This is a genomic window from Pseudomonas gebzensis, assembly GCF_034427815.1.
In the GTDB taxonomy this organism is placed as follows: Bacteria; Pseudomonadota; Gammaproteobacteria; order Pseudomonadales; family Pseudomonadaceae; genus Aquipseudomonas.
The window spans coordinates 1-22,819 of sequence record NZ_JAXQNS010000012.1; the positions used below are offsets into that span (position 1 = coordinate 1).

The 22,819-nt window shown below is 65.6% G+C and carries 21 protein-coding genes; 10 read left to right on the forward strand and 11 right to left on the reverse strand.

Annotation, left to right across the window (positions count from 1 at the left end; all coding sequences use genetic code 11):
• Together SJI00_RS19805 and norR are read right to left on the reverse strand one after the other, a co-directional pair.
• On the reverse strand, nucleotides 1-1,998 hold a 1,998-nt coding region (locus SJI00_RS19805), incomplete at its 3' end, for an Ig-like domain-containing protein (RefSeq protein ID WP_322463371.1).
• Nucleotides 1,999-2,197: 199 nt separating this feature from the next.
• The gene (norR, locus tag SJI00_RS19810) at nucleotides 2,198-3,748 is read right to left on the reverse strand and encodes a nitric oxide reductase transcriptional regulator NorR (RefSeq protein ID WP_322463372.1); all 1,551 of its coding nucleotides are present in this window, start codon (nucleotides 3,746-3,748) and stop codon (nucleotides 2,198-2,200) included.
• A 156-nt stretch (nucleotides 3,749-3,904) separates the two neighbouring features.
• On the opposite strand from norR, the gene hmpA reads away from it, so the two are divergent.
• Nucleotides 3,905-5,083 carry an NO-inducible flavohemoprotein gene (hmpA, locus tag SJI00_RS19815; RefSeq protein WP_322463373.1) on the forward strand — a complete coding sequence of 393 codons (1,179 nt, stop codon included), beginning with the start codon at nucleotides 3,905-3,907 and terminating at the stop codon, nucleotides 5,081-5,083.
• Between the two features lie 403 nt (nucleotides 5,084-5,486).
• Here hmpA and SJI00_RS19820 read toward each other — a convergent pair whose 3' ends face one another.
• The gene (locus SJI00_RS19820; RefSeq protein ID WP_322463374.1) at nucleotides 5,487-6,443 is read right to left on the reverse strand and encodes an arsenic resistance protein; all 957 of its coding nucleotides are present in this window, start codon (nucleotides 6,441-6,443) and stop codon (nucleotides 5,487-5,489) included.
• Between the two features lie 375 nt (nucleotides 6,444-6,818).
• Nucleotides 6,819-7,997, reverse strand: a complete 1,179-nt coding sequence (locus SJI00_RS19825) for an acetyl-CoA C-acetyltransferase (protein ID WP_322463375.1) — start codon at nucleotides 7,995-7,997, stop codon at nucleotides 6,819-6,821.
• A gap of 268 nt (nucleotides 7,998-8,265) precedes the next feature.
• Between SJI00_RS19825 and fabV the strand changes: the two genes are divergently transcribed.
• Complete coding sequence (fabV, locus tag SJI00_RS19830) at nucleotides 8,266-9,477, forward strand: enoyl-ACP reductase FabV (RefSeq protein ID WP_322463516.1); 1,212 nt, start codon at nucleotides 8,266-8,268, stop codon at nucleotides 9,475-9,477.
• A gap of 282 nt (nucleotides 9,478-9,759) precedes the next feature.
• Here the strand turns inward: fabV and SJI00_RS19835 are convergent, their stop codons facing one another.
• The 3 genes from SJI00_RS19835 to folM are packed head-to-tail and all read right to left on the reverse strand — an operon-like array spanning nucleotide 9,760 to nucleotide 11,088.
• On the reverse strand, nucleotides 9,760-10,101 hold the full coding sequence (locus SJI00_RS19835) for a HopJ type III effector protein (RefSeq protein ID WP_322463376.1): 342 nt from the start codon (nucleotides 10,099-10,101) through the stop codon (nucleotides 9,760-9,762).
• Nucleotides 10,098-10,391, reverse strand: coding sequence for a DUF1244 domain-containing protein (locus SJI00_RS19840; RefSeq protein ID WP_322463377.1), 294 nt, complete (start codon nucleotides 10,389-10,391; stop codon nucleotides 10,098-10,100). Before SJI00_RS19840 ends, SJI00_RS19835 begins: the two co-directional genes overlap by 4 nt.
• 10 nt (nucleotides 10,392-10,401) lie before the next feature.
• Complete coding sequence (folM, locus tag SJI00_RS19845; RefSeq protein ID WP_322463378.1) at nucleotides 10,402-11,088, reverse strand: dihydromonapterin reductase; 687 nt, start codon at nucleotides 11,086-11,088, stop codon at nucleotides 10,402-10,404.
• A gap of 220 nt (nucleotides 11,089-11,308) precedes the next feature.
• Between folM and SJI00_RS19850 the strand changes: the two genes are divergently transcribed.
• Nucleotides 11,309-12,238, forward strand: coding sequence for a MerR family transcriptional regulator (locus SJI00_RS19850; protein WP_322463379.1), 930 nt, complete (start codon nucleotides 11,309-11,311; stop codon nucleotides 12,236-12,238).
• Here SJI00_RS19850 and SJI00_RS19855 read toward each other — a convergent pair.
• Together SJI00_RS19855 and SJI00_RS19860 are read right to left on the reverse strand one after the other, a co-directional pair.
• The gene (locus SJI00_RS19855; protein WP_322463380.1) at nucleotides 12,223-12,840 is read right to left on the reverse strand and encodes a hypothetical protein; all 618 of its coding nucleotides are present in this window, start codon (nucleotides 12,838-12,840) and stop codon (nucleotides 12,223-12,225) included. The two genes, SJI00_RS19850 and SJI00_RS19855, sit on opposite strands and share 16 nt — an antisense overlap.
• A 54-nt stretch (nucleotides 12,841-12,894) precedes the next feature.
• On the reverse strand, nucleotides 12,895-13,323 hold the full coding sequence (locus SJI00_RS19860; RefSeq protein WP_322463381.1) for a PAS domain S-box protein: 429 nt from the start codon (nucleotides 13,321-13,323) through the stop codon (nucleotides 12,895-12,897).
• A 105-nt stretch (nucleotides 13,324-13,428) separates the two neighbouring features.
• Here SJI00_RS19860 and SJI00_RS19865 point away from each other — a divergent pair, with 105 nt between their 5' ends.
• Nucleotides 13,429-13,884 carry a flavodoxin gene (locus SJI00_RS19865; protein WP_322463382.1) on the forward strand — a complete coding sequence of 152 codons (456 nt, stop codon included), beginning with the start codon at nucleotides 13,429-13,431 and terminating at the stop codon, nucleotides 13,882-13,884.
• Between the two features lie 191 nt (nucleotides 13,885-14,075).
• Complete coding sequence (locus SJI00_RS19870; protein WP_322463383.1) at nucleotides 14,076-15,002, forward strand: alpha/beta fold hydrolase; 927 nt, start codon at nucleotides 14,076-14,078, stop codon at nucleotides 15,000-15,002.
• A 199-nt stretch (nucleotides 15,003-15,201) separates the two neighbouring features.
• Here SJI00_RS19870 and SJI00_RS19875 read toward each other — a convergent pair whose 3' ends face one another.
• Nucleotides 15,202-15,981 (reverse strand): IclR family transcriptional regulator, encoded by a 780-nt coding sequence (locus SJI00_RS19875; RefSeq protein WP_322463384.1) that lies wholly within the window; start codon nucleotides 15,979-15,981, stop codon nucleotides 15,202-15,204.
• Between the two features lie 153 nt (nucleotides 15,982-16,134).
• Here SJI00_RS19875 and hmgA point away from each other — a divergent pair, with 153 nt between their 5' ends.
• The 3 genes from hmgA to maiA are packed head-to-tail and all read left to right on the forward strand — an operon-like array spanning nucleotide 16,135 to nucleotide 19,376.
• Nucleotides 16,135-17,436 (forward strand): homogentisate 1,2-dioxygenase, encoded by a 1,302-nt coding sequence (gene hmgA, locus SJI00_RS19880; RefSeq protein WP_322463385.1) that lies wholly within the window; start codon nucleotides 16,135-16,137, stop codon nucleotides 17,434-17,436.
• Between the two features lie 3 nt (nucleotides 17,437-17,439).
• A complete protein-coding gene (gene fahA / locus SJI00_RS19885) occupies nucleotides 17,440-18,729 on the forward strand; it encodes a fumarylacetoacetase (protein WP_322463386.1) in 1,290 nt (429 codons plus the stop codon).
• A 14-nt stretch (nucleotides 18,730-18,743) separates the two neighbouring features.
• Entirely contained in the window at nucleotides 18,744-19,376 is a 633-nt protein-coding gene (gene maiA / locus SJI00_RS19890; RefSeq protein ID WP_322463387.1) for a maleylacetoacetate isomerase, read from the forward strand.
• Here the strand turns inward: maiA and SJI00_RS19895 are convergent.
• Entirely contained in the window at nucleotides 19,370-20,176 is an 807-nt protein-coding gene (locus SJI00_RS19895; protein WP_322463388.1) for a SirB1 family protein, read from the reverse strand. The two genes, maiA and SJI00_RS19895, sit on opposite strands and share 7 nt — an antisense overlap.
• 137 nt (nucleotides 20,177-20,313) lie before the next feature.
• Here SJI00_RS19895 and SJI00_RS19900 point away from each other — a divergent pair, with 137 nt between their 5' ends.
• The gene (locus SJI00_RS19900) at nucleotides 20,314-21,345 is read left to right on the forward strand and encodes a Leu/Phe/Val dehydrogenase (protein ID WP_322463389.1); all 1,032 of its coding nucleotides are present in this window, start codon (nucleotides 20,314-20,316) and stop codon (nucleotides 21,343-21,345) included.
• Nucleotides 21,346-21,592: 247 nt separating this feature from the next.
• Complete coding sequence (locus tag SJI00_RS19905) at nucleotides 21,593-22,792, forward strand: MFS transporter (protein ID WP_322463390.1); 1,200 nt, start codon at nucleotides 21,593-21,595, stop codon at nucleotides 22,790-22,792.
• Nucleotides 22,793-22,819 lie beyond the last annotated feature (27 nt).

Sequence of the window (22,819 nt, forward strand, 5' to 3'; positions counted from 1 at the left end):
CGTTGGAATCGAGCTCTGGTTAGCGGCATCGATGGCGACTGCGTCGATAGTTTCGCCGTTGGCTTGTGTTGGTTGCAGTGTGATGGTGAACGAGCCGTCTGCGGCGGCGATAGCGCTACCTAGCAAGGTGCCGTCAGCCCCTCGGGCTTCAACGCGGTTTCCAGGCGTGGCAAGGCCGCTCAATTCCGAGCCATCGGCGTTCAGCGTCAACCCGGTCGGGCTAGCGGGCGCAGGGGTGGCCGGTACGGTGAAGTCGAAGCCAACCGAAGCATTACCGGCGGCATCGGTCTGGGTCAGGTTGATGGTTTCGCCAGCGATGAGCGCCGAATCGAGCGACAGCACGAAGGTCCCGTTGGCCGCGACGACCCCAGCGCCAATGACGGTGCCGTTTGCATCGCGCACCTCGACCGCCGCCCCGGCTTCGCCACGGCCTGAAACGCTCAGGCCATCGGCGCTCACGACTACACCTTGGATGGCATCGGGTGCGGTGATATCGGGCACTTGGAACGCGAGTGGCGAAGACGTATTCCCCGCCGCATCGGTCTGGCGAACATCGATGAACTCACCATTGGCCTGCGCCGGATCCAACGTCACGGTGAACCCACCGTCCGCACGAACCTGGCCTGTACCAATCACATTCCCAGCCGCATCACGAACCTGCACCGTGGCGCCTGGTTCGCCTGTACCCGTCAGCGTCACGCCATCGGCAACCGCCAGATCCGTCGGCTGAGCCGGCGCCGTGAGGTCCGGCGTCAGCACCGACGCTGCTGCAGAAACATTCCCCGCCGCATCGGTCAGGTCGACCTGCAGCGCGCTGCCATCGATCACCGCAGGGTTCAGTGAAACGCTGAAGTTGCCGTCTGCCCCTACCACTGCGGTGCCAATCACCGCCCCCTGGGCATCGCGCACCGTCACAGTCGTGCCCGGCTCACCGCGTCCGCCCAGTGCTCGCCCGCCTGCGCTCACCAGCAGGTCGGTCGGCGCATCAGGCGCCGTGGTGTCGGGTGGCGAAGCGGCGTCCGGCGCGGTCAAGGTCGTGGACGTAGAGGTATTGCCCGCCGCATCGGTGGCGCTGACCTGCAGGGGCTGTCCGGCGCTCTGCGGCGGCTGCAAGGTGACACTGAAGCTACCGTCAGTGCCGGCTACGGCGCTGCCCAGCAGCGTACCGTCGGGGCCGCGCACCTGCACGGTCGAACCGGCCTCTGCGGTCCCGGACAGCACATCACCCTGGGGCGTGATGCGCAGGTCGGTGGGCGGTTGCGGGGCGGTGACGTCCGGGGCCGTGACACTGGCCGGATCGGAAGTGTTGCCGGCTGCATCCGTCAAGCTGACGTCCAGTGGCTCGCCATTGAGCTGTGGTGGCTCGAGCGGCACCTGGAACACGCCGTCGCTGCCCACCGTACCGCTGCCGAGCACGTTGCCTGCCGCATCGCGCACGTTCACCGTAGCGCCGGCCTCGCCACGGCCACTGACACTACGCCCGTCGGCGCTTACCAGCAGGTCGGTTGCGCTGGCAGGCGCAGTGACATCCGGGTCGTTGCTACCGCCACCACCACCACCACCACCTCCGCCTGCGCCCGCCGCAGCGGCCGCGCCGCCTGCGCCGAGCAGGCTCAAGCCGGCAATGGCGAAGGTCGGCGTGGCGTTGCCGGCTTCGCCCAGCCCGGCCATCAGCTCATCGAGCGAGGCAACATCATCGAAGGTGAATCCGGTAAAGGCATCGGCATCGTAGATGGCGTGCCAAAGGGTGCCGTCGTCGCCGACGAAGACCAAATCGTTGCCCACACCGTCCTGATCGACGACGAAGAAGTTGCCAAGGGAGATCTTCTCCCCGGACCTTAGCGTCACCACCAGGTTTTGCCCGTCACGAACCACGTTTGCGACCTGATCGGGAGGAACAGGCAACTGCACCAGGCTGGCCTGCTTCAGGCTCAGGTCACCCCAGGCGGTTTGCGACAGTTGTGCGGTGGCTTTATCGGCGACGACGATGTTGTCCATACATGCTCCCTGCTGGATGAGGGGCCGACACCGTGCGTAGGTGCCAGCCAATCCTGCTTCCCCGTGCGCAGATCACTCCGCGCGCGCCGGGAAGCCCGTAACAGCCCTGTTACAGATCGTCTGGGAGGTATAGGCAGTGTTGACCGAACGGACCAGTTTGCGTGGCGCGCCAAATAATGGTGAGTCAGACTGTTGGCGTTCAGTCCAACTCGAGCCGCTTGGCCAGCCGGCTCAGGTTGGCGCGATCAATACCCAGCTCGCGCGCTACAGCGGCGCGGTTTTGCCCATGGCGAGCAAGCGATTGCAGCAGCAGTTGGCGCTGAAACTCGTCCACCGCCTGGCGCAAGCCGCCTTCGATCAAACCGACCGGTGGTAGTGCCGGATCAACGGCGCGGGGCTCGCTGGCAAGGCCGAGGGCGAGGTCCAGGTCCTTGGCCGTCAGGGTGAGGATGCGTGGGCGCGCGGGCTGTTTGCCCAGCGCTTTGAGTGCGCTGCGGCCGATCAAGTGCTCCAGCTCGCGCACGTTGCCCGGCCAGTCGTAGTGCAGCAGGGCGGTCTGCGCATCGGCGCTCAGGCGCAGGCTGTTCAAGCCCAGACGCGAGCGGTTCTGTTCGAGGAAATACCCAGCCAGTAGCAACACATCGCGGCCCCGCTCGCGCAGCGGCGGCACGTGCAGCGGATAGACACTGAGGCGGTGGTAGAAATCGGCGCGAAAGCGACCCTGGCGCACCTCCTCGCTCAAGTCGCGGTTGGTCGCGGCGATCAGGCGCACATCCACATGGTGCTCGCGGTCCGAGCCCAGGCGCTGCAACTGGCCGCTCTGCAGCACACGCAGCAGCTTGGCCTGCATCGCCAGCGGCAGTTCGCCCACTTCATCGAGGAACAAGGTGCCGCCGTGGGCCACCTCGAATTTGCCGCGTCGCTCCGCATGGGCACCGGTAAAGGCGCCGCGTACATGGCCGAACAACTCGCTTTCTACCAAGGTATTGGGAAGCGCTGCGCAATTGAGGCTGATCAGTGGTTTGTCAGCGCGGTGACTGGCCTGATGCAGCGCCTGGGCGACCAGCTCCTTGCCCACACCGGTTTCGCCGGTGATCAGCACGCTCAGTTCACTGTTCGCTACCAGGCGCACTTCTTCGAGCAACTGGCGGTGTACGTCGCTTTGGCCGATCAACTGCGGGGCTTGGTGCGTGGCCTGGCGATAGGTTTCGGCGCGTTGGCGCTCATGCTCGGCACGCAGGGCCAGGTGCTCGATGCGCTCGGCGGCGGTGACCGTGGCCGCTGCCAGGCTGGCGAACGCTTGCAGCGCGTCGAGCTCGACGCTGTGGAACTGCTCGGGGCGCAATGCATCAAGGGTCAGCAGGCCCCAGGGGCGCTCATCGATCATCAGCGGGCAGCCCATGCAGTCGTGCACGTGCAGGTCGACATCGGGAGCATTGACCAACCCGTCGTAGGGGTCGGGCAGGTCGCTGTCGCTGGCAAAGCGCGTTGGGGTGGGCTGGCTCAGCAAGATCTCGAAGCGCGGGTGTTCACTGACCCGGAAACGCCGACCCAAGGTGTCGGGGGTCAAGCCGTCCACCGCCAGCGGGACCAGCCACTCGCCGTCCAGGCGCAGCAGCGCCGCCGCATCACATGGCAGCAGCCCGCGCATGGCCTGCAGCAGGCGACGGTAACGTTCGTGGTCAGGCAGCTCGCGAGACAGATCGCTGACCAGCGGCCGGAGGGCGGTCAGCAGTGCGGTGGCGGTCATAAAGACTCCCCATGGTCATCATGACTAGACCGAACTGTAGGTCATTTCGACACGAAACGTAAGACGGTGCCCGAATTGCCTGGGTTTCAGGGTTGGCACGCTTCGTGAAATAGCACGGGGTATCTCGTTCAGAACCGTTGCCCAGGAGTTGCCTGCATGCTCACCGCCGACCAACGCGCCATCATCAAAGCCACCGTCCCGCTGCTCGAAAGCGGCGGTGAGACGCTGACCACGCATTTCTATCAGATGATGCTCAACGAGCACCCCGAAGTGCGGCCGCTGTTCAACCAGGCCCACCAGGCCAGTGGCGATCAGCCGCGGGCGCTGGCCAATGGGGTGTTGATGTACGCCCGGCACATCGATCAGCTCGAACAACTGGGTGGGTTGGTGGCGCAGATCATCAACAAGCATGTGGCCCTGCAGATCTTGCCCGAGCATTACCCGATCGTTGGCGGCTGCCTGCTGCGGGCAATCAAGGAAGTGCTGGGGGAAGACATCGCCACACCCGCGGTGATCGACGCCTGGGGCGCCGCGTACGGGCAACTGGCCGACATCCTCATTGGCGCTGAAGAAAGCCTTTACCAGGCCAAGGAGCACGCCACCGGTGGCTGGCGTGGCACGCGCGCTTTCCGGCTGGCGCGCCGCGAGCAGGAGAGTGCGGAAATCGTGTCGTTCTACTTCGCCCCGGCCGATGGTCAGCCGGTGCTCAAGGCCGAGCCCGGCCAGTACATTGGCCTGCAACTGTTCATCGACGGTAGCGAGCAGCGCCGCAACTATTCCTTGTCGGCGCTTTGCGATGGCCGTGAGTACCGCATCAGCGTCAAGCGCGAGGTGGGTGGCAAGGTGTCCAACTACCTGCACGATACCTTGCAGGTAGGCGATACCTTGCAACTGTTCCCGCCGGCGGGCGACTTCACCCTGACCGCGGGCGACAAGCCGCTGGTGTTGATCAGCGGTGGGGTTGGCATCACGCCGACCCTGGCGATGTTGCAGGCCGCGCTGCAAGGCGGCCGGCCCGTGCATTTCATCCATTGCGCACGCAACGGTGGGGTGCATGCCTTTCGCGACAGCGTGGATGCGCTGGCCGCCGCTCACCCGCAGCTCAAGCGTTTCTACTGCTACGCCGAAGACGATGGCAGCGCCCATGCCCATGCGCTCGGCCTGATGAGCCAGGACCTGCTCGGTGAGTGGTTGCCCGGTGAGCGGGACGTGGATGTGTATTTCCTTGGGCCCAAGCCGTTCATGGCGGCGATCAAGCGCCAGTTGAAGGGGCTGGGGGTGCCCGAGGAGCAAAGCCGGTTCGAGTTCTTTGGCCCGGCGGCGGCGCTGGAGTGAAAAAGAGGCGGTCTGCGTACTGCCCGATGGCTTGGCCAGGCAATGCACGCTGAGCGCGACGGGCTCGCCCATCCCGACCCGCCCTCCTGGCCGGGCAAGCCGCGCTGCTGCGATGAGCCCATGTTTGCCCGCCGTCAGCGCGAGCCCGCTCGCGAAAAATGACCAGGCATCGTGAGCGCTCGGCCAGGTAGGGTTTCGGTGGCCCTCTTGGCGAGCAGGCTCGCTGTCCTGGCACTCAACGGAACCTGTTGCCTGGGCAGGGCCCTGGGGCGCGGCGTCGTCCGGCGCTGCCGTTAGCCGCGATGGGCGGCAGGTTGGCGTTGCTCGTCAGCCGCGCGAAGCGTGGCGTGAACAACTGCGAGTGGTCTACCTGGCATAGCCCGGGGTCGCTTTACGGCAACCATCACCGGCGTATCAGCTTGGGCACCCAACGGACGTAGATCAGTTCGGCCACCAGTTCCACCAAGGTCTGGGTCATCACGGCAGCAGCCGCGTGGGTGCGCCATTGCGGCGGCAAGGCCAAGGCCAGAGGCAGCACCACCAATGAGTTGCGTGTGGCGGTGCTGAAAGCCAGCGAGCGGACCTGCGCGAGCGGCAGGCGCCACAGACGCGCCGTGAGCATGCCCACACACGGCGCCAGCAAGGCGAAACCGATGTACACCGGCAGCACCGGCACCCATCGCTGCACATCGCGCAGCACCTCGCCGATCTGTGAACCCACCACCAGCACCAACACCAGCGCCATGGCGGGCACCGGCAGCCAGGCGCAGGCATGGTTCCAGGCCGCCATCGCGGGCAGGCGCCTGGCGCTGGCGCAGCTCAGCACCGCGAGCAACAGCGGCAGGGCAATCAAGCTCAGAAACGCCTCGATGAACGGCGCCAGCGTCAGTTGCACGGTCAGGTCGTCGCCCATCATCAACGGCAGGTACACCGGCAACAGCAGCAACTGCGCGAGCAGCAGCACGGGTGTTGCGGCAAGGGTCGCTCGGGCATCGCCTTTGCCCAGGTGGGTGAACACCACCACGTAGTCGATGCACGGCGTCAACAGCACCAGCAGCGCGCCCAGCAGTAACCCCGGGTGCTCGACCAGGCCGCGCGTTCCTAGCCAGACCAGCGGGGGGATGAAGACGAAGTTGGCCAGCAGCAGCGCGCCCATGAAACGGCGCTTGGGCAGCGATGTACGCCTATCGAGAAAAGGCATTTGCAGAAACATCGCGTACATCAGCACGGCGATGGCGGGGCTGATCAGAACGGCCAGGCCAGCGCTGGCGGTGGGCGCCAGCAGGCCGCTGACGACCGCGATGGCCACTGCGGCGAAGTAGAGTGGGATCTGCTGCTGTTCGAGCTGGTCGCGGGTCAAGGTCGGGGCTGCCTGGCGTTGTGCATGGGGGCGAGTTTTGCGCCAGGTTCAGCAGGCGTCTGGCTGAAGGCGGCTGGCAGTATGCCTGAGGCTGGCGTGGGGAGGGGCTGGGCTGATCACGCTCGCAACGGCTCAGATGGCGTGTCGTCAGTGAGTCGGCGGGGGAATGGGTGGGGCGGCTTTGCCGCCCATCGCGACCCAGGTCGCTCCTGCAGGTGCCGATTGCATCAAGACGTTGCGTGTCGTTCCAGGTGGGTGTTGAGGGGGCATGGCCCCGACCTACCGTCAGGCCTCGATCGGGGTGTGTGCGCTCTGACGCCCCGCCGACCTTGGCCCGGCAGGGGCCGGGTATCAGCTCGAGCCATCGACCCGGCCCTAGCGCTCGATCGCCAAGGCCACCCCTTGGCCACCGCCAATGCACAAGGTCGCCAGCCCTTTGTGCGCATCGCGCTTGAGCATCTCGTGCAGCAGCGTCACCAGCACGCGGCAGCCCGATGCGCCGATGGGATGGCCGAGGGCGATGGCGCCGCCGTTGACGTTGACCCGCGCCGGGTCCCACTGCAGCTCCTTGCCCACGGCCAGCGCCTGGGCGGCGAAGGCTTCGTTGGCTTCGATCAGGTCGAGGTCCTGCAACTGCCAGCCGGCCTTGTCGAGGCAGCGGCGGGTGGCCGAGACCGGGCCGATGCCCATGATCGCCGGGTCCACGCCAGCGCTGGCATAGGCGGCGATGCGCGCGAGAATCGGCAGGCCAAGGGCCTGGGCCTTGCTCACGCTCATCAGCAGGACGGCGGCGGCGCCATCGTTGAGCGTCGAGGCGTTGCCGGCGGTCACGCTGCCGTCCTTGCGGAAGGCCGGGCGCAGCTTGCCCAGGGTTTGCGCCGTGGTGCCGGCGCGCGGCTGCTCGTCGGTGGCAAATACGGTGGGTTCGCCTTTTTTCTGCGGGATGTGGATCGGTGTGATTTCAGCGCTGAAGCGCGCGCTTTCGATAGCGGCCAATGCCTTGCGCTGGGAGTCGGCGGCGAACGCGTCTTGCTGTTCGCGGCTCAAACCATAGGCCTCGACCAGGTTCTCGGCCGTGATCCCCATGTGGTAGTCGTTGAAGGCGTCCCACAGGCCATCGGTGATCATGCTGTCGAGCATTTGCCCATGGCCCATGCGCTGGCCGGTACGGGCACTGGGCAAGACGTAGGGCGCCAGGCTCATGTTCTCCTGGCCACCGGCAATCACCACCTCGGCGTCACCGCAACGAATCGCCTGGGCCGCCAGGTGGATGGCCTTGAGCCCCGAGCCACAGACCTTGTTCAGGGTCATGGCCGGCACCGCGTGCGGCAAGCCGGCCTTGACCGCACTCTGGCGCGCTGGGTTCTGCCCGCTGCCGGCGGTCAGTACCTGGCCGAGAATCACCTCATCGACCTGGGACGGGTCGAGGCCGGTCTGTTCCAGCAGGCGGCGGATCACCGCGGCGCCCAGCTCAACGGCAGACACGTTGGCCAGCGCCCCCTGAAAACTGCCGATGGCGGTGCGGGTGGCGGCGACGATGGCGACTTCGTTCATTGCAGTGCTCCCTGGACAGGCTCTAAAGCCTGACAGCATCCACAGCCTGAGCCACATTGAGAAGTTTGTTTTTCTCGCCGATTGATCGCCTTTTCAAATCAATCATGGCGATTGAGGCTGATTGCCTGCGTGGTTGAAACCTCGGGCGCAGCCCTTAAGATGTGTCGCGACGCGCACGGGTGTAGTCTCACCTTCCCAGAAATCCCAGAAATGCATGAAGTCGCCACCGGGCGACTTACACCTGCTCAAACCTGACGAGGTACAGACATTGGCCATCATTCATCCTAAGGTTCGCGGTTTCATCTGCACCACGACCCACCCGAAGGGCTGCGAGCTCAACGTCCGTGACCAGATCGAAGCCACCCGCAAACAGGGTGTGCGCGACGATGGTCCGAAGAAGGTTCTGGTCATCGGTGCTTCCAGCGGCTACGGCCTGGCCGCACGCATCACCGCCGCCTTCGGTTTCAAGGCCGACACCCTTGGCGTGTTCTTCGAAAAGCCCGGCACTGAAACCAAGGCTGGCACTGCAGGCTGGTACAACTCCGCTGCATTCGACCAATTCGCCAAGGCTGAAGGCTTGTACAGCAAGTCGATCAATGGCGATGCGTTCTCCGATGAAGCCCGCGCCAAGGTCATCGAGCTGATCAAGCAGGACATGGGCGGCAAGGTCGATCTGGTCATCTATTCCCTGGCCTCCCCGGTGCGCAAGCTGCCCCAGAGCGGTGAAGTGATTCGTTCGGCGCTCAAGCCCATTGGCCAGCCGTACCAGTCGACCGCGATCGACACCAACAAGGACACCATCATCCAAGCCAGCATCGAGCCGGCTTCGGAGCAGGAAATCGCCGACACCGTGACCGTCATGGGCGGTCAGGACTGGCAGCTGTGGATAGACGCCCTGGCCGGTGCCGACGTATTGGCCGAAGGCGCGCGCAGTGTGGCGTTCAGCTACATCGGCACCGAAATCACCTGGCCGATCTACTGGGATGGTGCGCTTGGCCAGGCCAAGAAGGACCTCGATGCAACCGCCCGGCGCCTGGACCAGAAACTGGCCGCTACCGTGAAAGGCGGTGCCAACGTGGCGGTGCTCAAGTCGGTGGTCACCCAGGCCAGCTCGGCCATTCCGGTGATGCCGCTGTACCTGTCGATGGTGTTCAAGATCATGCAGGAAAAAGGCGTGCACGAAGGCACCGGTGACCAGCTCAACCGCCTGTTCCGCGATCGTCTGTACCGCGCCGACGGCCAGCCGGCCGAGGTCGATGAGCAGAGCCGTCTGCGTGTGGACGACTGGGAGCTGCGTGACGACGTGCAGAACGCCTGCAAGGCGCTGTGGCCGCAGGTCACTACCGAAAATCTGTTCGAGTTGACCGACTACGCCGATTACAAGAAAGAGTTTCTCAATCTGTTCGGCTTCGAGCGCAGCGATGTCGATTACAACGCCGATGTGGCCACCGATGTGAAGTTCGACTGCATCGAGCTCTGAGCCAATGCCGGGGGGCACTCGATTGACGAGAGTGCGCCCACCGCAAGACACCTGTCGCGTTGTCAGCGCTGGCGTGGGGTGCAGGTGTCGTTCGGCCAACTGCGATTTGCGCGGGGCTGGATGGGCAGGTTCGGCCCACTGAACCATTGCCGTCTGCGTCAGGCCGGTGCAGCCGGGCTGACGCAGACGCTGCGCACTGGCAGGGAAATGGTGGTGGCAGTGTTGGGCCGGCTTTGCCGGCCATCGCGGCTGATCGGGTTACCGGACCAGCCGCCACAGGCCTTACCCCAACCGCTGTAGCGGTTGCTCTGCGAACGTTACCGCCGTCAAACCCTCTTTCATCAGCGCGCGGATATTGCCGTGGTCGCTGCCTTCTGGCGTGTCCAACACACTGCGGTAATGCTCGCCGAAGGCCAGCAGGGCTTCTTCTTGGGTGAAGTTTTCCAGCAGCGCCAGGCCGAGGGTCTTGCACGAGCCTTCGTTCTGCCCGGCGATGCTCACCAGCCCGCCGTTGTCGAAGCCTTGCGGCGTGTAAGTGTAGTGCTCGGCAACAAAGGCGAGGGTGGTGGCGAAAGCGTGTTCGCCGCTGGTCAGCGACTGACGGAAATTCGCGAGGTCGGTCATGGTTGTTTCCCTTGGTCGAACGCCGCCTGTTGTTCGGCGCTGGCTTCTTTCTGGTACTGGGCTTTCCACTCGGCGTAGGGCATGCCGTACACCGCTTCGCGGGCGTCGTCGAGGCTGAGGTCGATGTGCTGCTCGTCGGCGGCGGCCTTGTACCACTTGGACAGGCAGTTGCGGCAGAAGCCGGAGAGGTTCATCAGGTCGATGTTCTGCACGTCGGTGCGCTGCTGCAGATGGCTGACCAAGCGGCGAAACGCGGCGGCTTCGAGTTCGAGCTGTTGTTGTGGCGTCATGGTTGGGGTCTCAGAGGATACGGTTTTTCAGGTGTCGGCCGCCGTTGATGGTGATCTGGCTACCGGTGCTGTACTGGCTCTGCAGCAAAAACAGCACGGCCTCGATCAGCGGCTCGGCGCCGGGTTCGAATTCCAGCAGGGCCTTCTGCAGGGCCTGCTGGCGATAGGCTTCGTCGCCTTCGGGCTTGAACATCAACAGGCCGGGCAGGATGCCGTTGACGCGCACGTGCGGGGCATATTTCTCGGCGAACGACAGCACCATGTTCTGCAACGCGGCCTTGGTGGCGGCATAGCCGATGTGGCTCTTGCTGCCGCGCGATGAGGTTTCATCGCAGATGTGGATGATGTCGGCCTTGCCGGCGTTCTTGAGCAGTTCGCCCAGGGCCAGGTTCAGGTGGTAGGGCGCTTCGACGTGCAGGCGGAACATCGTGTCGAGGTTGCCGGGGCTGTCATCGAGCCACAAGGACGCGTTGTGGATCACCGCGCGCAGGCGGGTACAGGTGCGCTGCAGGTGGTCGATCAGCGCTTCGCGGTCGGCGGCCTGGCACAGGTCTGCCTCGAAATGCTGGATGTTCGGGTGCGCCGGTGGCTGGCTGCGGCTGGCGCTGATCACGCTATGGCCGGCCTGCGCCAAGGCCTGTGCCAAGGCCAGCCCGACACGCTGGCTGGCGCCGGTGAGAAGGATTGGGCTGTTCATGTTCGGGCGGTCAACTTGTCTGTCCTTGCGAGAGGGCCAGCATACCCGAAGTGTTTCCTCCTGTGCTGCCACTGCCGGTTATCGCCGGGCAGCGCTCGATGCTGCGCCACGGCAGGTTGAATCGACGTCCAGCGCCCTGCAGCGCAAGGGGCTTTTTTTCTGATCGCCCGGGCGTACCCCACGTACACTGGCGCTTCATTTCAAGGCGGGCGTCGGGCACATGAATCAGCAGCACGAGGATTTGCAGGCCAGCGCACCCACGTACCATTCGATTGGTGAGGTGGCCCGCGACACCGGTGTCAACGCCGTCACCCTGCGCGCCTGGGAGCGCCGCCACGGCCTGTTGCAACCGACCCGCACCGACACGGGCCATCGCCTGTACAGCCAGGCGGACATCGACACCGTGCAGAGCATTCTCGGCTGGCTCGAACGCGGCGTACCGGTGAGCCGTGTGGCCCGCATTCTGGCGCGTGGCACAGCGGCTGCGCAGGTTCAGGCCGCGGCTGAGACGGCCCAGGCGCCGCGCTGGTGGCAAGCACGGGCGCGCGAGGCGCTGGCCGATTTCGATGACCAGCGCCTGGTCCAGCTGCATGAGCAGGCGGTCGCGGCCGTGGGCCTTGACGCGGTGTTCGAGCAGGTGTGGATGCCATTGTGGACGTCGCTGCACGGCGCCAGCGCGTTGTACGGCCAGGTCAGCGAACGCCTGTTTCTCGATCAGTTCCTGTGCCACCTGGTGTCGGGGTTGCTGCGCGGGCCTGGTGCAACCTGCGCTGCGCAGGTCTTGGTGGCGCCGCTCAATGAGGACGTGCGCATGCTCGAACTGCTGGTCGCTGGCCTGCTGCTGAGCAGCGCTGAAATGTCGGTCACGGTACTGCCGGTGGGCCAGCCTCTGGCCGAGCTGGCCTTGATCTGCGAGCGGCGTGCGGCCGATGCCCTGGTGCTGGTGTCGCATCACCATCCGCCGGCCGAGCTGGGCCGGCGTCTGGCTCAGGTGGCACGCGGCTTGGGCTGTCCGCTGGCGCTGGCGGGGGAAATGGCCGACTTGGCCGACACGCTGCTCGCGGGGAGCCCGGTGGCCTGCCTGGGCGCGCAGGCGGTGGGGATGCGCCAGCGCCTGCAGCGGTTTCTCGCCGGTCAGCTCGATACCTGAGTATGCAGCTCTGGATGGGCCTGGCGGTGGGCCTGCAGCACGTAATCGCGCAGCCGATCGATCTCGTCGCGGTCGCTGCCGCTGAGGTCATACGCGGCCAGGTCCGGGCCGATGCGCCGGCGCAGCTCGCCATGCAGCGTCATGGCGGCAATGCCCGTCGGGGCAAAGTCCAGATCGAACTGCGCCGGTGCCGGATGTTGCCCGCGCACTTCGACCAGCATGCCGTTGAACGAGAGGTCGCGTACCCACAGGGTACTGAGCTTGCCAAGCGGGTCGCGCAACGGGCTCGGCTGCTCGAGCGACAACCGCCAGGCGCGCAGCATGGGGCCGTCTTCATAGATTTCCGGTGAGCCCAGGTGCAGGTGCAGGGTATGGAATTCATCCTCGACCAGCTGCAGCGGAAAACTGATCTGCTGGTTGTCCACGGTGGCCTGCAAGGTCACCTGTTCCTGGCCGATCAGGTGCGTGAGCAACTCGCGGGTCACCTGCTGCCCTTGCACCCGCAGGCCCGCGGACGGTCCGCTGAGGTCCGTCTGCAGGCCCTGTTGCAGGTCCTGGATGAAGTCCAGTTCAGCCTGGCTGAGGAGTGGGTCTGGTTGCATGGCAATGCTCGTACGGGCTCGGGTGGTGACAGGGTGGCGGCGGCGCTGAGCGACTCAGCAACGCTCCCGTTCGGCCAGCGCCGCCTGGGCTTGGACCAACTGGCGCTCCAGCTCGACCTGGCGGGTGACGTCTTTCTGGATACCGATGTAATAGGTGCGCTGGGAAATCGGATCGTGCAGCGGCGTGATCGACAGCTCGTTCCAGAACACTTGGCCGTCCTTGCGGTAGTTGCGCAACACTTCGCGGCACGGTTGGTGCTCTGCCAGCGCGCGGCGGATGCGCGCGCGGGCCAGTTGGTCGCGGTCATCGCCTTGCAGAAAGCGGCAGTCCTGATACAGCACTTCAGTGGGCGAGTAGCCCGTGAGGCGCGCAAAGGCCGCGTTCATGTAAATCAGAATGGTGTCTTCACCTTCGCGTTCGGCGACCACGATGCCGTCGTTGGAGGCATCGACCATCGATTGCAGCAAATAGGCATTGATCATCGGCAGGACCTGGGGCGATGGAGGCGGCATTGGGGCGGGCTGCGCTTTCGTGCGCGGCGAAAGTGAGTATCCTACGTTTTCACTCAGCTTCGGAAATCTTTCCCGATGAAAATCGCCATCCTTTGCGGCTCGGTCTACGGTGCGGCCGAAGACGTCGCCCGCCACGCCGAAGCGGTACTCAACGCCGCGGGCTTTGAGGCCTGGCATGCGCTGCGGGCCGGTTGTGAAGACATCCAGCGCTTCGCGCCAGAGGCCGTACTGGCCATCACCTCGACCACCGGCATGGGCGAATTGCCCGACAACCTCATGACCGTGTACAGCGAACTCAAAGACACCTTGCCCGCTACCTGGCGCGGCCTGCCCGGCGGCGTCATCGGCCTGGGCGATTCGAGCTACGACACGTTTTGCGGCGGCGGCGAACTGATGGGTGAGCTGTTCGATGAGCTGGGGGTCCGGGCGCTGCTGCCGATGCTGCGCCTGGACGCCAGCGAAACCGTGACCCCCGAGACCGATGCCGAGCCGTGGCTGGCTCAGTTCGCGGCGGCATTGAAGGCCCGTTAAGCCTTGCCGCTGACCGTCCGGGCCAGTGTCCCGCACGGCCATCAAGCTGGCTGCCAACGCAACTTACCGCCTGTGGCGGGGTGGCTAGACTCACCTTGAGACCAAGAGCACACCCATGTGCCGAGAGGTGAATCCGCCATGTTCGCAGCCCTGATGACCCATCGTTGCGCACCCCGGCAGGGGCGCAGCTGATGCCCCTCGCCGAAATCCCGTTGTGTGTGTGGCGTACCCGGGGTCAACCCTTCACCTTCCGTGGCCAGAGCATTCGCTACTGGACGGCCGGGCAGGGCGAGCCGCTGCTGTTGCTGCACGGCTTTCCCACCGCCAGTTGGGACTGGCACTACCTGTGGGCGCCCCTGGCCCAGCGCTTTCAGCTGGTGGCCTGCGACATGCTCGGCTTTGGCGATTCGGCCAAACCGCTGGACGACAGCTACAGCTTGCTGAACCAGGCCGACCTGCAACAGGCGCTGTTGCAGCACCTGGGTATCGACCAGCCGGTGCACCTGCTCGCCCACGACTATGGCGGCAATGTGGCTCAGGAACTACTGGCCCGGCACCACGAAGGCCTCGCCGAGGTGGCCAGTTGCGTATTCCTCAACACTGGCCTGTTGCCTGAATGCCACCCGTTGCAGCTGGCGCACAAGCTCTTGCTCAGCCCGTTGGGCTGGCTAGTGGGGCGTGCCTTCGGGCGTGAAGATCTGGTGCGCAACCTGTCGCAACTCAACCGCCTCGACAGCCACCTCAACGAAAGTGCGCTGGACGACTACTGGAGCCTGATTCTGTCCAATCGCGGCACGCGCATCCTGCACAAGCTGATGGGCTTTGTGCGCGAGCGGCGTGTCCACCGCCCGCGCTGGCTGGAGGCGTTGCAGCGCGGCGGGGTGCCGGTGAGGCTGATCAATGGCGCGCAGGACCCACTGTGCAGCGCGCACGTGCTCGAACGCTACCGACAGTTGCTTCCCGAGGCCGAGATCATCTTGTTGCCGGATATCGGACATTTTCCGCATACCGAAGCGCCGGTACAGGTATTGGGTGAGTACCTGGCCTTTCGCGAGCAACCCTTGACGTACCTGCCGCAAAAGCCCACCTGGGGCGAGCTGCACGCGGCGCAGCCATAAAAAAAGGCCGCTGCATGCGCAGCGGCCAATGAAGACGGCAGATCAAGGAGCTTCAAAATCGGCCAGGGTACCTGGGCCGGCACCGGTCACTGGGGGTTCGCGCTGCCAAGGCCAGGGACGCCGAGCATAAGCCGTTGATCGCTTTGGAAATATACGACCTTCAGACAATCACTGTTACGCGTCCGGCAACAGTGCTGCCTCATCCCGCTTCATAGCCCATGCGCCAACTGGCCGCTTGCGTCGCCGCGCGCAGCCGCTCGGCCGCTGGGCCTTGGCTGTCGGCGTTGAACATCGAGGTCGGGCCAACCACGGTCATCACCGCAGCGACCTGGCCCAACGCGTTGAAGATCGGCGCCGACACGGCATCTACCCCCGGCATCAACAGCCCATGCACCGCATGCAGCCCCTCGGCGCGGATCGCTGCGAACGCCGCGCTGTAGTCACCGGCCTGGTGCTGCAGGCGTGCCAGCTCCTGATCGCGCAGGTCGCTGGTTTCACGCTCCGGCAGGTAAGCGGCGAACACCAGCCCGGTGGACGAACTGAGCAGCGGCAGCACCGAGCCGATCTGGGTCACCACCGTGACCGCGCGCACCGCAGGTTCGATGCTCACCACCGTCGCGCCCTGGTTGCCCCAGACCGCAAGAAAGCAACTTTCATTGAGCGTGTCGCGCAGCTGCGAGAGCGGCGCCGCCGCGACCTTCAGCACATCGATGCTGCCCAGCGCGGCCAAGCCTACCCGCAGCGCTTCGCGGCCCAGGCCGTAGTGGTTGGTGGCCGGGTTCTGCTCGGCGAAGCCGCTGGCGATCAAGGCCTGCAGGTAGCGGTGCACCTTGCTTGCGGGCATGTCGACGAACTCGGCCAGGCGCGACAGCGACGTGGAGGGTGCCAGTTGTGCCAGGGCCTTGAGAATGTCGGTGCCGACTTCCGCCGACCGGACCTTCTGCTTGCCGCTGTCGGCGGGCGAATTGACCTGGGTCATTGAGCTGTGATTCCGGAGGAGATGGCGACCTTATAGCTTGACGACCGCCATTGAGCAAATTACGTTAAGCGTAATCTGATTACGATAAATACAACTCGGCGAGGTTGCCGCAGCCACGACTGCCGGTGACCCGCGATCAGCCCGGAGGCCTCGATGCAGCGCACCCCTTGCGAAGACCTGCAGTACCTGAGCGGTTTTGCCAACGAATTTGCCAGCCAAGCCTTGCCGGGCAGCCTGCCGCAGGGGTGCAATTCCCCGCAGCAAGTGCCCTACGGGCTGTATGCCGAGCAACTGTCCGGCACGGCGTTCACCGTCCCGCGCCACGAGCAGCGGCGCAGTTGGCTGTACCGCATTCGCCCCAGTGCGCTGCACCCGCGTTTCGAACGCCTGGCGCGGCAACCGCTGACGGCCGCCGGGGCGGTGCCCACCCCCAATCGCTTGCGCTGGAACCCGCAGCCCATGCCCGCCGAGCCAACCGATTTCATCGACGGTTGGCTGCCCATGGCTGCCAACGCGCCGGCCGACGCGCCCAGTGGCGTGAGCATTTACCTGTACGCCGCCAACCGCTCGATGCAGCGGGCGTTCTTCAACGCCGATGGCGAGCTGCTGCTGGTGCCCCAACAGGGCAGGCTGCGCCTGGTCACCGAACTGGGCGTGCTGGAACTCGGCCCACTGGAAATTGCGGTGGTGCCGCGCGGCATGAAGTTTCGTGTCGAGTTGCCCGATGGCGAGGCGCGCGGCTATTTGGCCGAGAACCATGGCGCCTCGTTGCGCATTCCGGATCTGGGCCCGATCGGCAGCAATGGCCTGGCCAACCCGCGCGATTTCCTCACCCCGGTGGCCCACTACGAAGACATCACCGGACCTGTGCAGCTGGTGCAGAAATACCTGGGCCAGCTTTGGGGCTGCGAGCTGAATCATTCGCCGCTGGACGTGGTGGCCTGGCACGGCAACAACGTGCCTTACAAATACGACCTGCGCACCTTCAACACCCTCGGTACGGTCAGCTATGACCATCCGGACCCCTCGATCTTCACCGTGCTCACCTCGCCCAGCAGCGTGCCGGGCATGGCCAACATCGACTTCGTGATCTTCCCGCCGCGCTGGATGGTGGCCGAGAACACCTTCCGGCCACCGTGGTTCCACCGCAACCTGATGAACGAGTTCATGGGCCTGATTGCCGGCGCCTACGACGCCAAGGCCGAAGGCTTCCTGCCCGGGGGCGCTTCATTGCACCCGTGCATGAGCGCCCACGGCCCTGATGCCGAAACCTGCGAAAAAGCCATCGCCGCCCACCTGACGCCGCACAAGATCGACGGCACCATGGCCTTCATGTTCGAGACCAGCCAAGTGCTGCGTCCCAGCCAGCAGGCGATGAGCAGCCCGCAGCTGCAGGACCGTTATGACCAGTGCTGGGCAACGCTCGCCACCACCTTCAATCCGCAGCGGAGCTGACCGATGAACGCATCCACCCTGGCCCGCAGTTGGGTCGAACACGCCAACGGGCACGCCGATTTCCCATTGCAAAACCTGCCCCTGGGCATCTTCAGCCGGCCCGGTGAAGCACGGCGCTGCGGGGTCGCCATTGGCGATGCGATTCTCGACCTGCCGGCGGTGCTGGACGCCGGGCTGTTGGAGGGGCAGGCCAAGGTGGCCGCCGAGGCCGCCAGTGACGCCTTGAATGCCCTGTTCGCACTCGGCCGGCCGGCCCGCCTCGCCTTGCGCGAGCGCCTGCTGGCCCTGCTCGCCGAGGGCAGTGAACACCAGGCCGCGTTGCGCCCACTGCTCTATCCGGCGCACGCATGCCAGATGCACCTGCCGGCGCAGGTTGGCGACTACACCGATTTCTATGTCGGCATCCAGCACGCCAGCAACGTCGGCAAGCTGTTCCGCCCCGACAACCCGCTGCTGCCCAACTACAAATACGTGCCTATCGGCTACCACGGGCGTGCTTCCACCTTGCGCCCGAGCGGTGTCGAGGTGCGCCGCCCCAAGGGCCAGACCCTGCCGGCCGGCCACAGTGAACCGCGCTTTGGCCCTTGCGCGCGCCTGGACTACGAACTGGAACTGGGTATCTGGATCGGCCAGGGCAACGCCATGGGCGAGGCCATCGACATCCGTGAAGCCGGCGAGCATGTCGCTGGCCTGTGTTTGCTCAACGACTGGTCGGCGCGCGATATCCAGGCCTGGGAATACCAGCCGCTCGGGCCGTTTCTGTCGAAAAGCTTCATCACCACCGTGTCGCCGTGGGTGATCACTGCCGAAGCACTGGCGCCGTTTCGCTGCACGCAGCCGGCTCGTCCCGAGGGTGACCCGCAACCGCTGCCGTATCTGCTCGATGCGCAGGATCAAGCCCAGGGCGCCTTCGACATCGAACTGGAAGTGCTGCTGCTGACCCCCCAGATGCGTGAAGCGGGGGCGGCGCCTGAGCGCCTGGCCCTGAGCAACAGCCTGAGCATGTACTGGACCGTCGCGCAGTTGGTCGCCCACCACAGCGTCAACGGCTGCCAGTTGCAGCCTGGCGACCTGTTCGGCTCAGGCACGTTGTCTGGGGCGGGGCAGGGTGCCTACGGCAGCCTGCTGGAGATCACAGAGGGCGGCAAGCATCCGCTGCAACTGGCCAATGGCGAGCAGCGCAGCTTCCTCGAAGATGGTGACGAGATCATCCTGCGCGGTCGGTGCGTACGTGAGGGTGTGGCCAGCATCGGCTTTGGCGAGTGCCGCGGCAGGGTCGTGGCCGCCAATTGAGGAGGGCCGTGGTGATGGAACTGTTCACCTACTATCGCTCCACCGCTTCCTACCGGGTGCGTATCGCACTGGCGCTCAAGGGCCTGGAATACCAGGCCATTGCCGTCAATCTGCTGGGGGGCGAGCAGCTCAAGGCCGATTATCGCGCCCTCAATCCACAGGCGCGAGTGCCGACCTTGCGTACCGACGACGGCGAGCGGCTGATGCAGTCGTTGGCGATCATCGAGTACCTGGAGGAGGTGTACCCCACGCCGGCCCTGCTACCCGCCGATGCGCCGATGCGGGCAAGGGTGCGGGCGATTGCGGCATTGATCGCCTGCGACGTGCACCCGCTGCACAACCTCAGTGTGCTCAACCGGCTGCGTGGATTGGGGCACGACGAGGCCCACGTGACGGAGTGGACCTGCCATTGGATCACCCAGGGACTGGCGGCGGTCGAGCCGTTGATTGGCGATACGGGCTATTGCCTGGGCGCCGAACCTGGACTGGCGGACATCTACCTGGTGGGTCAGCTCTACGCAGCGCAGCGCTTCAACGTCGATCTCTCGTGTTATCCGCGCATTGCCCGGGTGGCGGCACTGGCCGCACAACACCCGGCGTTCATTGCAGCGCATCCCGCCAATCAGCCGGACACGCCTGTTCAATGAAGCGAGCGGGACGCGCTCGGTAGCTGGCCCAGGCGTTCGGTCAGCTTCAGGCGTTGCAGCGGATCGTCGCTGAGCAACAGCGCGTGTTGCAGGTCGAAACGCTCGGCCTGCGGGCAGCTCAGGCGCCCATACAGCGTGGCCCGGGCCAAGTAGTCGGCACTGCTCACCGGGCCCAGTTGCATGACCCGTTCTGCATCGATCAGGGCGGCCAGGTCGTTGTCGTGATGGGTGTGCAGTTGCCGCAGATTGCGGGACAGGCGCTGCAGCATCTGCGCCGGCGAAGCCACCGCGAAGTGCTCGGCGTTCAGCGCGGCATTGGCGCCGTACTGCCGGTGCAGCAGCTCGCGGCAGTCAGCGGGATACAGGCGGCGGCCGCCGCACGGGTCGAGCAGGTAGTCGGCGCCGGGCACGCGCAGCAGGAAATGGCCTGGAAAGTTCACCCCCTCCAACGGAATGTGCAAACGGTGCGCCAGCTCCAGCGCGAGGATGGCCAGCGCCAACGGCTGCCCGCGTCGACGCTGCAGGACGTGGTCGAGCAGTGCCGCCTGGGGGCGAATGGGTTGGTACTCGTCCTGCTGGAAACCCAGGGTGTTGAGCACGCGCAATAGAGGCTGGGCCAGTTCTCGAGGGGGCAATACCGGCAGGCTGTGGGCGATGTCCAGTTGCAGCGGGTGCAGCTGCGCCAGGGCGCTGGCAGGCACGACCGTGGGGTCATGTTCAGCGGCGATCCACAGCGCCGCTTCCAGCAGCGAGGCGGGGGTGCGTTGCAGGCACAGCAGGCAGTGTTGGCGTGGGTTCATCAGGGCCTCCACACAACGGTATCGTCCAGTCTAGACGTCCAGGCTCGGCGTGCGCGTTCGTCCAGTGGTCCGGCCGCAGCTCATGGCGCCGGGCGCTGCCTATACTGGGAATCTGCACCATTATCGGGAGCCCGTCGATGTTCGCGCTCATGCACGCTACGCGTACCCAATCGCTGCACCTGTGGCAAGACCCCGACACCGGCCTGCGCGCCGTGGCGGCCATCCACAGCGAGCAGTTGGGCCCGGCCATGGGCGGCTGCCGCTACCTGCCTTATGCGGATGACGAAGCGGCCATCACCGATGCGCTGCACCTGGCCCAGGCCATGAGCTACAAGGCTGCCTTGGCCGGCCTGCCTGTGGGGGGCGGCAAGGCGGTGATCCTGCGCAACGCTCAGGTCGAGGACCGAGCGGCGATGTTCGAGGCCTTTGGTCGCTTCATCGAAAGCCTGCGCGGCCGGCTGGTGATCGCGGTGGACAGCGGTACATCCCTCGCAGACATGGACTGCATCGCCCGCAGCACCGCACATGTCAGCAGCACCAGCGTAACGGGTGACCCTTCGCCGTTCGCCGCTCAAGGCGTGTTCGCTGGCTTGCGCGCCACGGCCCATGCGCGCTTGGGCAGCAGCAACCTGGAAGGTTTGCGGGTGGCCGTGCAGGGGTTGGGCAACGTGGGCTACGCGTTGGCCGAGCAGTTGCATGCCGCAGGGGCCGAGCTGTTGGTCAGCGACCTGGATGCTGACCGTGTGCGGCGCGCGGTGGAGCAGCTCAATGCCTGGCCGGTGGCGCACGATGCGCTGTTGAGTACCCCGTGCGACCTGTTCGTACCCTGTGGGGTCGGGCCCGTGCTCAATGCCCAGAGCGTGATGCAGCTGCGCTGCGCGGCGGTGGCAGGTTCGGCGAACAATCCGCTCACCACCCTGCAGGTGGCCGATCAACTACAAGGCCGCGGCATTCTTTATGCACCCGACACCATCATCAATGCAGGCAGCCTCATTTATGCCGCACTGACCCACCACGGCGAGACCGCAGGCACTATCGGCGCCCACCTTTCACGTATCCCCGCGCGGCTGACTGAAGTGTTCGCCCACGCCCAAGCGGAAAATCGTTCGCCCGCGCGGGTGGCGTTGATGCTCGCTGAGCGGATGCTGTATGGAGAAACGGGAACCTGAGCGCCGCGCCGGGCTCTGAGATGTGGTCCGGACAGCCCTGGGCGGGTTATAGGTGCGTTGAAAACCGCCTCGGCCGATCGCCGTCCAAGGCCGTCCAGACTGAGCCCGCAGAGCAATGGTCTTCGGTCAGGCACCACGGTTGCACGGCGCTAGGCGCCGCGCCTCAGCGCTCTGGCGCATGCGCTGGGTCACGCTTGCTCGACCGCGCCGCTGCAGGCAGCGCATCCTTCAAACGATAAGGTTTTCCATGACTTCACAACACACTGCACCTCACGCGGGCACGGCGTTGGTGCTGTTCGCGTTGGCTGTCGGTGGCTTTGCCATCGGCACCACGGAATTTGCCACCATGAGCCTGTTGCCGTTCTTCGCCCCGGACCTTGGCATCGACGCGCCCACGGCGGGGCATGTGATCAGCGCCTACGCCCTGGGCGTGGTGGTCGGCGCACCGTTACTGGCGGTGCTCGGCGCGCGCCTGTCGCGGCGCACCTTGCTGATCGGCCTGATGGCTTTGTTCGCGCTAGGCAACGGGCTGTCTGCGCTGGCGCCGGATTACCACTGGATGCTGGTATTCCGCTTCATTGCAGGCCTGCCTCACGGCGCCTATTTCGGCATCGCCTCATTGGTGGCAGCTTCTCTGGTGCCACCGAATCGCCGCACCTGGGCCGTGGGGCGGATGTTCTTCGGCCTGACCATCGCTACCATCGTGGGCGTGCCCCTGGCCAACTGGCTGGGGCAGCTGTTCGGCTGGCGCTACAGCTTTGCCCTGGTGGCCGTACTGGGCATGGGCACCATGCTCGCCCTGGCCCTGTACGCACCGCGCGACGCCGCCAACCCTGCGGCCAGCCCGCTGCGTGAACTCAGTGCACTGCGCAACACACAGGTGTGGCTCACCCTGGCCATCGGTGCCATCGGCTTTGGTGGGCTGTTCGCGGTGTATACCTACCTGGCCGACATCCTCGGCGCGGTGACGGGGGTGGGCCACGGCACCGTGCCGCTGATCCTGGCCGTGTTCGGCGTGGGCATGACCCTCGGTACGCTGATCGTGCCAATGTTCGCCGACCGTGCGCTGATGGCCACGGCCGGCGGCATGTTGGTGTTCAGCGCGGTGATGCTGGCGCTGTTCCCGTTTGCCGCGGGGAATATCTGGACCATTTCCCTGTGCGTGCTGCTGATCGGCTCGGGCGGCGCCTTGGGCACCGTGCTGCAGACCCGTCTCATGGACGTTGCGGCCGATGCCCAGGGGCTGGCCGCAGCCCTGAACCACTCGGCCTTCAACTTCGCCAATGCCCTGGGCCCATTCCTGGGCGGCCTGGCATTGACCGCCGGTTACGGCTGGACCTCACCGGCCTGGGTCGGCTGCGGCCTGGCGCTGGGCGGTCTGGCTATCTGGGCGGTATCAGCCGGGCTGGATCGCCGCAGCTCGAGCGCCGCCGCAGAGCGGGCCTGACGCGTTTGACCTGCCGGGAGGGGGCCA

Coding starts and splice junctions, on each gene's coding strand:
- norR (WP_322463372.1), bottom strand. CDS start 3,748: ATGACCGCCACCGCACTGCTGACCGCCCTCCGGCCGCTGGTCAGCGAT.
- hmpA (WP_322463373.1), top strand. CDS start 3,905: ATGCTCACCGCCGACCAACGCGCCATCATCAAAGCCACCGTCCCGCTG.
- SJI00_RS19825 (WP_322463375.1), bottom strand. CDS start 7,997: ATGAACGAAGTCGCCATCGTCGCCGCCACCCGCACCGCCATCGGCAGT.
- SJI00_RS19835 (WP_322463376.1), bottom strand. CDS start 10,101: ATGACCGACCTCGCGAATTTCCGTCAGTCGCTGACCAGCGGCGAACAC.
- SJI00_RS19840 (WP_322463377.1), bottom strand. CDS start 10,391: ATGACGCCACAACAACAGCTCGAACTCGAAGCCGCCGCGTTTCGCCGC.
- folM (WP_322463378.1), bottom strand. CDS start 11,088: ATGAACAGCCCAATCCTTCTCACCGGCGCCAGCCAGCGTGTCGGGCTG.
- SJI00_RS19850 (WP_322463379.1), top strand. CDS start 11,309: ATGAATCAGCAGCACGAGGATTTGCAGGCCAGCGCACCCACGTACCAT.
- SJI00_RS19855 (WP_322463380.1), bottom strand. CDS start 12,840: ATGCAACCAGACCCACTCCTCAGCCAGGCTGAACTGGACTTCATCCAG.
- SJI00_RS19860 (WP_322463381.1), bottom strand. CDS start 13,323: ATGATCAATGCCTATTTGCTGCAATCGATGGTCGATGCCTCCAACGAC.
- SJI00_RS19865 (WP_322463382.1), top strand. CDS start 13,429: ATGAAAATCGCCATCCTTTGCGGCTCGGTCTACGGTGCGGCCGAAGAC.
- SJI00_RS19870 (WP_322463383.1), top strand. CDS start 14,076: ATGCCCCTCGCCGAAATCCCGTTGTGTGTGTGGCGTACCCGGGGTCAA.
- SJI00_RS19875 (WP_322463384.1), bottom strand. CDS start 15,981: ATGACCCAGGTCAATTCGCCCGCCGACAGCGGCAAGCAGAAGGTCCGG.
- hmgA (WP_322463385.1), top strand. CDS start 16,135: ATGCAGCGCACCCCTTGCGAAGACCTGCAGTACCTGAGCGGTTTTGCC.
- fahA (WP_322463386.1), top strand. CDS start 17,440: ATGAACGCATCCACCCTGGCCCGCAGTTGGGTCGAACACGCCAACGGG.
- maiA (WP_322463387.1), top strand. CDS start 18,744: ATGGAACTGTTCACCTACTATCGCTCCACCGCTTCCTACCGGGTGCGT.
- SJI00_RS19895 (WP_322463388.1), bottom strand. CDS start 20,176: ATGAACCCACGCCAACACTGCCTGCTGTGCCTGCAACGCACCCCCGCC.
- SJI00_RS19900 (WP_322463389.1), top strand. CDS start 20,314: ATGTTCGCGCTCATGCACGCTACGCGTACCCAATCGCTGCACCTGTGG.
- SJI00_RS19905 (WP_322463390.1), top strand. CDS start 21,593: ATGACTTCACAACACACTGCACCTCACGCGGGCACGGCGTTGGTGCTG.